General features: G+C 34.4%; 12 protein-coding genes. 7 read left to right on the forward strand and 5 right to left on the reverse strand.

The genetic code is table 11. The annotated features are described in order from the left end of the window. Positions 1-98: 98 nt before the first annotated feature. The 3 genes from NFR82_RS08550 to NFR82_RS08560 form a co-directional block, all read right to left on the reverse strand. The gene (locus tag NFR82_RS08550) at positions 99-308 is read right to left on the reverse strand and encodes a helveticin J family class III bacteriocin (RefSeq protein WP_338147002.1); all 210 of its coding nucleotides are present in this window, start codon (positions 306-308) and stop codon (positions 99-101) included. A 118-nt stretch (positions 309-426) separates the two neighbouring features. After that, positions 427-705: a hypothetical protein gene (locus tag NFR82_RS08555; RefSeq protein ID WP_251717853.1), complete on the reverse strand. Its 279-nt coding sequence runs from the start codon at positions 703-705 to the stop codon at positions 427-429. A gap of 55 nt (positions 706-760) precedes the next feature. Continuing rightward, entirely contained in the window at positions 761-1,948 is a 1,188-nt protein-coding gene (locus NFR82_RS08560) for a CPBP family intramembrane glutamic endopeptidase (protein WP_251717854.1), read from the reverse strand. Positions 1,949-2,279: 331 nt separating this feature from the next. Here NFR82_RS08560 and NFR82_RS08565 point away from each other — a divergent pair, with 331 nt between their 5' ends. The 5 genes from NFR82_RS08565 to NFR82_RS08585 all read left to right on the forward strand — a co-directional run bounded on the left by NFR82_RS08565 (position 2,280) and on the right by NFR82_RS08585 (position 6,122). Then, positions 2,280-2,432 (forward strand): hypothetical protein, encoded by a 153-nt coding sequence (locus NFR82_RS08565; protein WP_251717855.1) that lies wholly within the window; start codon positions 2,280-2,282, stop codon positions 2,430-2,432. A 76-nt stretch (positions 2,433-2,508) separates the two neighbouring features. Then, positions 2,509-3,678: an MFS transporter gene (locus NFR82_RS08570; protein ID WP_251717856.1), complete on the forward strand. Its 1,170-nt coding sequence runs from the start codon at positions 2,509-2,511 to the stop codon at positions 3,676-3,678. 148 nt (positions 3,679-3,826) lie between these two features. Further along, positions 3,827-4,195, forward strand: coding sequence for a hypothetical protein (locus NFR82_RS08575; RefSeq protein ID WP_251717857.1), 369 nt, complete (start codon positions 3,827-3,829; stop codon positions 4,193-4,195). 83 nt (positions 4,196-4,278) lie between these two features. Continuing rightward, the gene (locus tag NFR82_RS08580; protein WP_251717858.1) at positions 4,279-5,205 is read left to right on the forward strand and encodes a DMT family transporter; all 927 of its coding nucleotides are present in this window, start codon (positions 4,279-4,281) and stop codon (positions 5,203-5,205) included. Between the two features lie 2 nt (positions 5,206-5,207). Further along, positions 5,208-6,122, forward strand: a complete 915-nt coding sequence (locus tag NFR82_RS08585; protein ID WP_251717859.1) for an EamA family transporter — start codon at positions 5,208-5,210, stop codon at positions 6,120-6,122. A 53-nt stretch (positions 6,123-6,175) separates the two neighbouring features. On the opposite strand, the gene NFR82_RS08590 is transcribed toward NFR82_RS08585, so the two are convergent. Next, positions 6,176-6,868 carry a type 1 glutamine amidotransferase gene (locus tag NFR82_RS08590; protein WP_251717860.1) on the reverse strand — a complete coding sequence of 231 codons (693 nt, stop codon included), beginning with the start codon at positions 6,866-6,868 and terminating at the stop codon, positions 6,176-6,178. 131 nt (positions 6,869-6,999) lie between these two features. Next, positions 7,000-7,812 (reverse strand): bifunctional hydroxymethylpyrimidine kinase/phosphomethylpyrimidine kinase, encoded by an 813-nt coding sequence (thiD, locus tag NFR82_RS08595; protein WP_251717861.1) that lies wholly within the window; start codon positions 7,810-7,812, stop codon positions 7,000-7,002. Positions 7,813-7,931: 119 nt separating this feature from the next. On the opposite strand from thiD, the gene glpK reads away from it, so the two are divergent. Next, positions 7,932-9,434: a glycerol kinase GlpK gene (glpK, locus tag NFR82_RS08600; RefSeq protein WP_251717862.1), complete on the forward strand. Its 1,503-nt coding sequence runs from the start codon at positions 7,932-7,934 to the stop codon at positions 9,432-9,434. A gap of 9 nt (positions 9,435-9,443) precedes the next feature. Beyond that, positions 9,444-10,262, forward strand: coding sequence for a helix-turn-helix domain-containing protein (locus tag NFR82_RS08605; protein ID WP_251717863.1), 819 nt, complete (start codon positions 9,444-9,446; stop codon positions 10,260-10,262). Positions 10,263-10,480 lie beyond the last annotated feature (218 nt).

Genomic DNA, 10,480 nt, shown 5'->3' on the forward strand with positions numbered 1-10,480 from the left:
TTAACTCCGATTGAATATCGGAATCAAGCCTTAGTCAGCTAGAATAAATGTTTGTCTAATTTTTACGTCTCAGTACAAGGCTATCAGACTTTTTATTTTTACCAAGTTATTCTAAAAATTTTATTTTTCTTTGTATCAGATGTCCATGCATCATGATAAGCAACAGTTAGATAAATATCATTTTCATTATTAACTTGAACACTTTCAAATTCTGTCGCATATCCTGAATCATCTAAGGCCTGATTACTATCTAAAATAATCGTGTCCCATTGATATTTTTCAGTTGTGTTCCATGGAATCTTTACAATCTTTCTTGGTTTAGATTGAAGTAAATAGTTTTTTTAGCAGGAGCATACTCACTTGAAATCCGGATCGTCTCGAAGTAGCCAAGTCCTACACTACGGGCTGGTTTTATAAAAATATGTTCTAATGTCCCCACCAGTGCCAAGTATAACCTGGTCCCCAAATTCTTGGACCTCCTGGCATTCCACCACCGCCATTTGTATCCCCTATAGTCTTTGCGTAAACTTTCTCATCGGCAAACGATTTAGAACCTACTTGAGATGTTGCTTGTTTTACATTAAAAGTTACAGTTGTTGAATCGTTATTTTCAGCAGCAGAAGCTGAATTTGATAAAAGAGCAAGTGCACCTACACTTAATAGAGCGAGACCAGCTAATGATACTACAGTCTTCTTTAACTTCATTGTTAAATTCCTTCTTTCATAATTTAATATTTGATTAAACTATATCACTTAAATATTAAATTTCAATGTATTTTTTAATATTTTTATCAATATATCTTTTTGCTGATTTATTCAACAGAATTATCGTCACAAAAATCAAAGGAATAACAGTAACTACAACTAAAGTTAATGCCCCAGTATTTTCATTATCTAGCAAGCTACCTCCATAGCCCAAAGGCACCAATGAGAGGCTTAAAAAGTCAGCAAAAGCATGTAACAGCATCGGTAGCCATAATTTACCAGAATATAAGAAAATAGTGCCCAAAAGACAACTAAAGCCAAAAGCATGAAAAACCTGGAATAAAACAGCGTTTATTGTTGCTCCTGGTGTTGAAAAATTAAAGATGTGAAGTAACGAAAAAATTACAGAGCTTATCAAAATTGAATATATGACTTGGCCTTTTTTATTAGCCAGCATAATTAAAGGAGCCAATAAGAAGATATATCTGGCACTTTCTTCCATAATTCCAGCATCTAAAGCAGAAAAGATAAGTTGCCAAATGTTTTTTACTGTTGCTGAATCAGCAGGATTAATTAATGAAAAGTCCCAATTCCAGAGTGCTTGACTCCATTCTGACGCTGATAAAATAAATATATTAAAGAAACTGATCCAAACAGTAACTGCTAGTAAAACTAGTAGCATTATGTAATACAAAGTATTGGTATTTTTCACTTTCAAATTGAAGTAAAACTTGTAGCCCCATCCGGTAATGGCAAAGTAGGCATATTCAAAAAACATTAACGCTAAAAGCAACCCGCTATTATTTAAACCAACAATAAATTGCCCACTATTTACGGTTACTAGTGGAGATAAAAATAGATTAACTATTACCCAAATAGACGCCAATAATTGCCATATAGGCTGTTTAAGGCTGCTATAGTCACGAATAGTAACTGGCACTAGTAGTACAAGCATTCCAATGAAATATAGAATATAAAAGCCTATTTCAAAGCCAGCGAATGACTTTATTAATAGTTTTAAAAATTCAGAATAAATCTCTATAAGTACATAGGGCAGGACAATGATATTAAAGATATGCGATGCTTTATTCCTATCCTTATACATAAGGAAAAATGATACTAACAAAAGTACTATGTAAATTAAATTTAGCAAATCATGCTGGAAAATAAGTATGAGTACTGACAACAAAATCGTAAAAACTAGTTGCCATCTAAGCAAGCTTTTATACCATACTTTTCTCATTTTATATACGCCCTCTATTCATGATAATATTATTTTTTAATATAAAACTAACATGTTTAATTTTCAAGGTAATAAATAAAAATCACATAAAAAGAGCCACACATAAGAATATGCGTGGCCCAAGATGGATGCTGTGACTACTAATTGGGGTTAATAGGCAGTTCAAATATACTACAAATAAATATAAATACAAAAAAGAAGCCCATCTAGGACTTCCTTTAGTAAATATAAAATTAAAATAAAATGTTGATATTAATGTAATTTCATTTTATTATAATATCAATCATAAAAAAGTATTTTTTAGGAGGTATAAATTTAGGAGGTATAAATTATGAAAACATTGTCATTAGTTGATTTGGATAACTTACAAGTACATAAAAAAATGTCACTAAATTATTTACTGTTAAGAGTTCTGGTGCAGGTGGTATCACTTGTTTTAAGGATGAAGATAGATTTTAATATAAATAATTTTAATCTAGGGTAGAAAGTGTGAATATTATACAAAATATCTGCACTTTTTTATAAGGTAATTATTATGATAGTAAAATAAATGCACGCATATGTTAAAAAAGAAATCGTATTTTTTCTCCCGCGCCGTTGGCGGTTTAGCTAATTCACTCTTTAGTATGGTTTTCATTTGGTGGTTGCAAGTATCTACTAAAAGTTCCTTTGTCGTTGGAATTGCTGAAGCAATTTTTTCGACTACAGCTGCCTTATCCATATTTTACGGTCCAATTATTGATCGTTATTCGTTCAAAAAGATTAGCTACTATTCAATATTAGTTCAAACCATTTTCCTATTTGCCACGACTGCTGCAGTTTATCAGTTCAGTAAGAGCTATTATTTAGCACTGATTTATGCAGGTGTAGTATCTATCTGTGATGAATTTTTTAATCCCGCGGATCGAGCTATTCTAAAAGAAACAGCGGTAGATGAACGAGAACTAAATAATCTAATATCCAAAGTCAGTAGCATTGATCAGTTTGTAAATATCGCTGGAACAGTGCTTTCCGGATTACTATTAACTTATTTGATTTCTGCAAATGTAATGCTGATCTGTAGCTTATTAAGCTTAATCAGTCTAATATTTCTGTTTTTTGCTTTAAAAGAAGTTAAAGATCGATCAAATTCTCAGAAATTAAAATCAAAATACTATAAGCAAATATTTAGTGGCTATCAGTTTATTAAAAACAATCATTTTCTAAATTACTATTTCTGGTCTTCAATCTTGTATTCTTTTGTAACACCAGCAATAACAATTTTATTGCCACGAATTGCACAAAGAAATGGTAAAGCTAGTTTTTATAGTATGTTTTACATTAGTTTCATGGTTGGATTTATCATTGGCGCAACCATTGCAAGTAAATTAGCTGTAAAAGTTAAAATGATTGGTTTCACCTGGATACTTAGTGCATTGCCATTAATTCTAATGATTTTCTTTAGTAATAATTGGCTAATATTCGTAGGCCTAATTTTTTTATTTGGAATAATGACAAGTATACATAATATCTTAGCTGAATCGTTGATTCAGATTACTTCAAATGATGAAGTACTAGGAAGAGTGTTAACTACACTTCGTACTAGCACTTCCATAGGTGGTCCCATTAGTTCGATTATTGCCGGTATTTTACTCGATAATTCTGGCGAGACAGTTCTAATGTTAATTTGTGGATCAATTATTTTGATTAGTGGACTTAATATTTTAAGAGGAATTAAAAAAGCAGTATAAGTTTGTTGGCTATTTATTTTACGTGATAGGATTTTTCTTTACCATTAAAAACAAATATTAATTAAATTAGATTTGGCAAAAAACATTCTTACTTAGCTTGAAATCAACTATAATGAGGCTCAAGAAGAAAAAGTAGAGGAAGAGTGCAATGAATAAAACAGTTTCTCTAATTATCAGAATTATAGTTTTAATCGTCGGCTTAGCATTATCAGGATATATGATCTGGCAGTTAATGACTGGAACCAGAATGCTAGATTTCAATGTTCAAACTCAAGGTCCGTTAATTGTGGTTGTGTTTGGAGTTTTACTACTTTTGACACTTGGTGCATCTATTAGCTTCTTTGCCAATCGTCACCTGTCTTCGACAATCTTTTTAGCAGGGGTCATGGTAATGATGTCGGTAATCTTGTGGATCAGACATCCCGAACAAGCTGATATCTATCGTTTATACTTTATTTATGGCCTTGTGGTCTGTCTATTCACCCCATTGGTTTGGAATAAAGATGAAAATAAATAAGGCAGTTTAATGCGAAAAAACCGCATTGGACTGCCTTTTTCTGTGTTACTATTATTATTGTCTAAAAAATGGGAGGAATTATAATGGCAACAGCAAAACAGCGCCGCCTTTGGGCCTTTTTAGCAGCACTTGCCTGCGTTATGTGGGGAATTTCAGGTCTTTTTGCGAAGGCTCTTTTTAATGTTAGTTCAGCAATCACACCAATGTGGTTGTCACAGATTAGAATGGTCACTTCTGGAGTGGTTTTACTGATTGTGGCCGGAATCTTTGGTCAAAAGCCACTTGCGACAATGAAAAATAAGCATGATGCTTGGGTAATTATCGCTTATGGAATTTTTGGTTTATTACCAGTGCAACTGTTTTATTTTATCGTTGTGCAAAAAGCTAATGCTTCAATTGCCACAATTTTGCAATTCGTAGGGCCATTTTTCGTCATGGCTTATTTAGCTCTAACGCACAAACAGACTTTGAGATCAATTGATGTAATTGCTGCCATTGCAGCTTTTGCTGGTGTTGTTTTGCTTGCTACTCATGGTAATTTTAATAGCTTTGCACTTAGTCCAGAAGTTCTATTCTGGGGCTTGCTTTCGGCCGTTGGTGTAGCTACCAATACACTTATTCCAATTAATGTTTTGAAGCGAGTTTCGAGTTTAGTTGTGACTGGATGGGGACTTTTATCAGCGGGGATCTGTTTGATGATTGTTCATCCACAAATGCCACAAATCCCTAATAAGCCAGAAGTTTGGATTAATGTAGCCGCCGTAATTGTGATTGGAACCGTAATCCCATTCCAATTAATGACCAATTCATTGAGATTTATTAAGGCATCAACTGCCAGCTTACTTGATGCTTTTGAACCATTTTCTGCCACTATTGGATCCGTTCTTTGCTTTGGCTTAGTGATGAAACCAATGGATTGGATTGGTTCAATTCTAGTTGTTTTATCAGCGATGGCACTTAACATTTCACCTCGAAAAAAGAAGGATAATAAATTAGATAAAGGAAATTAGTTATGATATCGCAATCTCAGCGTCGATTTTGGACGATTTTAGCTTCACTTGCTGCTGTAATGTGGGGAATTTCCGGGCTTTTTGCGCAAGGATTATTTAATCTTAATTCAAAAATTACACCTTTATGGTTAACCCAAATCAGATTGATCATTTCAGGTTTGATTTTGATTATTATAGCGGCTTTAACTAAGCAAAAGCCGGTGGCAACTTTAAAAAATAAGCGTAACAGTTTAACTATTATTGCTTATGGAGTTTTTGGTTTAATTCCGATTCAACTTTTTTACTTTATCGTGATCCAACAGGCTAACGCCTCAGTTGCAACAATTTTGCAATTTATTGGTCCATTTTTTGTGATGGGATATTTAGCAATTACTCACAAGCAAGTTTTACGAAGACTTGATGTGACGGCCGCTATTGTTGCCTTTATTGGCGTATTTTTACTTGCTACTCATGGAAAATTAGATCACTTGGCAATTACACCTTGGGCACTGTTCTGGGGGTTAATGTCGGCTGTTGGGGAAGCGAGCTACACTTTAATTCCAGTTGGAATTGTGAAGCGAGTTTCTAGTATTGTCTTGACAGGCTGGGGAATGTTAGTTGCTGGGATTATTCTAGTTATTGCTCATCCAGTTTGGTCAAACATTCCGAATAAACCTGAAGTGTGGTTATGGACATCTGCAGTAATTTTGATTGGAACAATTATTCCATTTGGTGTGATGGCAACAGCTCTTCGCTATGTAAAGCCAGCTACTGTGAGCTTGCTTGATGCCTTTGAACCAGTATCTGCTACGATTGGAGCGGTATTGCTTTTTGGTTTAACCATGACGGGGATGGACTGTCTGGGAACAGTGTTAGTAATTGTTGCAGTACTTGCCTTGAATTATACTCCGAAGAAGGATAGTAAGATTAAGGGATAGATAAATGTAAACAAATACCCCATTTGCACAGGGATGCAAGTGGGGTTGTTTTATTATTCAGCTACTTCGTTTGAAGTTGCTTGATTTAAACGATCATTATGACGTGCGATGATCATTTTAACAATTGCATTAGCGATATTCACATTCTTCAAAAGTGGACCATGTGAATATGAACCAATGAAGTTGCGGTAGCGAAGACCTTCTTTTTTATCTTGTGGATTATTTCCATATCCTTCGATCATATCGCCAAAAGTATGAAGTCTGTCGGTATTGTCGAAGTAAGTTTGACCTGAATGGTTTTCAAATGCTTGAACTTCACCCCATTCAGTCATGTACTTGGTATCACCAATCATACGCTTATCTGATTTAAAGACCGTATGAAGTGGGAAAATACCCAATCCTTTGATAGTTACACCAGAGTTGGTCTTGTAATAGTCACCCATGAGTTGGTAGCCACCACAGATGCAAAGCATTGGATTTCCAGAATTAACGTATTTTTCTAAAGTATCCTTATGACGAGGAAGATCCTTAGCAACTACAGTTTGCTCAAAGTCTTGTCCACCGCCAAAGAAAACAAAGTCATAATCGTCAGCGTTAAATTCATCACCTAATGAAATATTGTCTACTTGGGTATCGTAGCCGTCTTTTTTAAGTAAGTGGCTAACAATTTTAACATCCCCTGAGTCACCGTAAGTGTTCATCAAGTCTTCATATAAGTATGCAATTTTAATCAAATTATCTGCCATAGTGATCTTTCCTTACATAAATTTAGATTAATTTAATAATTTAGATTAATTTAATGTGTTAATTATAGTCTAAAGCAGGCGAAGAGGCAAAAAATCAGTAACTATCGTATTGAAAACTTAAATTCCTAATTTTAATGTATTTCCTTTTTCTGAGCTTCATAATGGTTAATCGGTCCCCACTTAGAACCAACATTGATTGGATGAGAAATCGCCTCATAAGTAAAGTCCTTAGCAATTCTCACACTATCAATTAGCGGCGTACCTTTGGCTAATTCAGCCGCAATAACTGCAGATAGGGTATCGCCAGTACCGTTAACGCGGTCAGTTTCAAAGTAAGGCTTAGAGAAGGTGTGGAATTCACCATCTTCAGTCAGAAGTAAATCAACTACGTCCTTAGCGTCTTTATCATGACGGCCTTTCATCAAGACATTTTTAGCACCCATATCTTGCAAGATCTTAGCACCTTTTTTCACTTCATCAAGATCATTAAGTTCAAGCCCAGTTAACTTTCTTTGTTCATAAAAATTGGGCGTAATAATCTCTGCAAGTGGAACTAAGCGCTTAGTGAAAGTATTGTAGGAATCATCTCCCATTAAAGTATTACCGTGCTTAGTTGAAATTACAGGATCGATAACCAAGTGACCGAAATCATATTTTTCTAAATTATCCGCCACACAATTCATAATTTCTGAATTAGCAACCATACCGGTTTTAGTGGCTTTAATATTGAAGTCTTCTGCTAAAACATCGAATTGCTTTTGAATGAAATCAACTGGCATAACTTCTTGAGCATAAATTCCAGTTGTATTACCCGCAACAGCTGCAGTTAATAATCCCATTCCGTAAACCTTTCTTGCAAAAAATGCATGAAGATCAGCTGGCATTCCAGCACTACCATCGCTATCGTTACCTGCAATTGTTACTGCAATAGGTTCCTCTCTCATTATTAACACCTCATTTTCTCTTTTTATTATTCAGTATAACAATCTTTAGAATTAGTTGGCTAATTTGGGCTTAAAACTGTAAACTAAAATACATAGAAAACGTTTTCGGAGGCCTAGAGATGACAGAAAAATATATTATGGCGATTGATGAGGGGACTACTTCAACTAGAGCAATGATTATTAATCATGCAGGTCAAGTGGTCGCAAAAGCCCAACGTGAATTTCCACAATACTTTCCAGAACCAGGATGGGTTGAACATGATCCAAATGAGATTTGGCAGGCTGTGCAAACTACCATCGCAACTATTTTTATTGATTCAGGAATTCATCCTGATCAGATTGCAGCAATTGGAATTGCCAATCAGCGTGAAACGACAGTAATCTGGGATAAGAAGACTGGCAAGCCAATCTACCATGCGATTGTTTGGCAGTCACGTCAAACAACTGATTTAGCAGAAAAGTTAAAAGCAAATGGTTATAGTGAAATGATCCGGAAAAAGACTGGATTGATTATCGATCCTTATTTTAGTGCTACTAAGATTCGCTGGATTCTTGATCATGTTCCAGGTGCACAAGAGCGAGCCGAAAAAGGCGAATTATTATTTGGTACCATTGATTCTTGGCTTTTATGGAAGCTAACCGAAGGTCAAGTTCATGTGACTGATTATACTAATGCTTCAAGAACTATGCTTTTCAATATCCATGATTTAGCTTGGGATGAGGATATTTTGGACTTGCTCAATATTCCAAAAGCAATTTTGCCAGAGGTTAAATCAAATTCAGAAGTTTATGGTAAAACTACCTCTTATAGTTTCTATGGCAAAGAAGTCCCAATTGCAGGTATGGCGGGGGATCAGCAGGCTGCCTTATTCGGTCAATTAGCTTTAAAGCCAGGCATGGTAAAAAATACTTACGGTACAGGTTCCTTCATCGTCATGAATACTGGTAAGAAACCAACTGAGTCCAATAATAACTTATTAACGACGATTGCTTATGGAATTGGTGGAGAGGTCAATTATGCACTAGAAGGATCGGTCTTTGTCTCAGGTTCCGCAATTCAATGGCTTCGTGATTCCATGAAAATGATTAGTAATTCTGCCGAGTCTGAAGATTATGCATATAAGTCAGATTCTAATGATGAAGTATACGTGGTTCCGGCCTTTACGGGACTTGGTGCGCCATACTGGGATGCAGAGGCGCGTGGTGCTGTCTTTGGAGTTACACGTGGAACAACTAACTATGATTTAGTTAAGGCAACCTTGCAGTCGCTAGCATACCAAACAAGGGATGTGGTTGATACCATGCAAAAAGATTCTGGCATCAAAATCCCAGCTCTTAGAGTAGACGGTGGAGCCTCCAACAATAATTACTTGATGCAATTTCAATCAAATATTTTAGGAACAAAAATTGAGCGAGCAAAGATCTTAGAAACAACTGGCGAAGGAGTTTCATTTTTAGCTGGACTTGCAGTTGGCTATTGGAAAGATATTGATGAATTGAAAAATATCTTTGTCATTGGCCAAGCATTTGAGCCAAAAATGGCAGAAGATACTCGGGAACATCTATATGCCGGATGGAAGCGAGCAATTAAGGCAACGCAGGTCTTTACTCATGGGGAGTAAATAGTAAATATGACAATCGGCGAAGCTTTAAAGAAAGAACGAAAAGATCATGGTTTAACACAAACGGAGATGGCAGCTGGCGTAATTACAACTGCTCATTATTCTAAAATTGAGCGGGATAAACATGATATTTCTGCATATGATCTTTTTGAAATATTAATCAAAAATAATATTAGTTTAATAGATTTCATTAAAGAAATAGAAGATACATATCAATCTATTCCTAAAAATCAAATAAATTTGAATTTGAAATTGATACATGCTTTTTATCAGTCTGATCAAAAGAGTGTAAAAACTCTGAATAAAGAGATTCAAGCATCTACAGCTACAAAAGAAGAAAAGTTACGTGCTATTTTAATTGAAGCAAATGTAACACATACAATTGATCAGGTCCCTAAAAATGTTCGTAAGGAAATTAAGCGTATTTTGTTTGAAAATGACAATTGGGTAGATGATGAATTAACTTTAAGACTGTTTTGTAATTCAATGCTGATTTTTTCGCATAATGAATTGAATTTTTATCTTAATGAGATCATAGATAAGTATTCTTCACATTTTGATCAAAAAGATTTTCGTCATCAAAAGCTGATTGCATCCATTTGTGTCAATTTTTTATACGTTAATTGTATTAATAATAATTTGAAATTTGATTCTAGGATCTTTTCATTACTTGATCAATTACCTGAGATGCCAGAATTTTTCTTTTATAAGGTTTTGCGTAATTACTATAACGCAGTAGCAAATAAAGATACATCGAAATGTGAATCTATAAAAATGTTTTTATCTCAAAATGGATTACCCCATTTTAGTGAAATATTACCTAAATAAAATGCAAAAATGCAAAATTCTTTCAATTTTGCATTTTTTATTTTTTTCAAAAATAATGTATCAAAATGTAAATATAAAGCAATTAACAAAGGAGATATTAAAAAATGGTTATTGAATTTCCAATTTTAGTTTAATTAATTTGAGACCGTAAAATAGTTTGTGTAAGGATGAATTATTCCTTAAATTATTTTCTCAAAATATAGAAAAAGGAGTTCCTT

The sequence above is a fragment of the Lactobacillus agrestimuris genome (genome assembly GCF_943193025.1).
Lineage (GTDB): Bacteria > Bacillota > Bacilli > Lactobacillales > Lactobacillaceae > Lactobacillus > Lactobacillus agrestimuris.

Bases quoted from the DNA above. Each gene is read 5' to 3' on its own strand.
- NFR82_RS08555 (WP_251717853.1), bottom strand. From the start codon at position 705: ATGAAGTTAAAGAAGACTGTAGTATCATTAGCTGGTCTCGCTCTATTA.
- NFR82_RS08560 (WP_251717854.1), bottom strand. From the start codon at position 1,948: ATGAGAAAAGTATGGTATAAAAGCTTGCTTAGATGGCAACTAGTTTTT.
- NFR82_RS08565 (WP_251717855.1), top strand. From the start codon at position 2,280: ATGAAAACATTGTCATTAGTTGATTTGGATAACTTACAAGTACATAAA.
- NFR82_RS08570 (WP_251717856.1), top strand. From the start codon at position 2,509: ATGTTAAAAAAGAAATCGTATTTTTTCTCCCGCGCCGTTGGCGGTTTA.
- NFR82_RS08575 (WP_251717857.1), top strand. From the start codon at position 3,827: ATGAATAAAACAGTTTCTCTAATTATCAGAATTATAGTTTTAATCGTC.
- NFR82_RS08580 (WP_251717858.1), top strand. From the start codon at position 4,279: ATGGCAACAGCAAAACAGCGCCGCCTTTGGGCCTTTTTAGCAGCACTT.
- NFR82_RS08585 (WP_251717859.1), top strand. From the start codon at position 5,208: ATGATATCGCAATCTCAGCGTCGATTTTGGACGATTTTAGCTTCACTT.
- NFR82_RS08590 (WP_251717860.1), bottom strand. From the start codon at position 6,868: ATGGCAGATAATTTGATTAAAATTGCATACTTATATGAAGACTTGATG.
- thiD (WP_251717861.1), bottom strand. From the start codon at position 7,812: ATGAGAGAGGAACCTATTGCAGTAACAATTGCAGGTAACGATAGCGAT.
- glpK (WP_251717862.1), top strand. From the start codon at position 7,932: ATGACAGAAAAATATATTATGGCGATTGATGAGGGGACTACTTCAACT.
- NFR82_RS08605 (WP_251717863.1), top strand. From the start codon at position 9,444: ATGACAATCGGCGAAGCTTTAAAGAAAGAACGAAAAGATCATGGTTTA.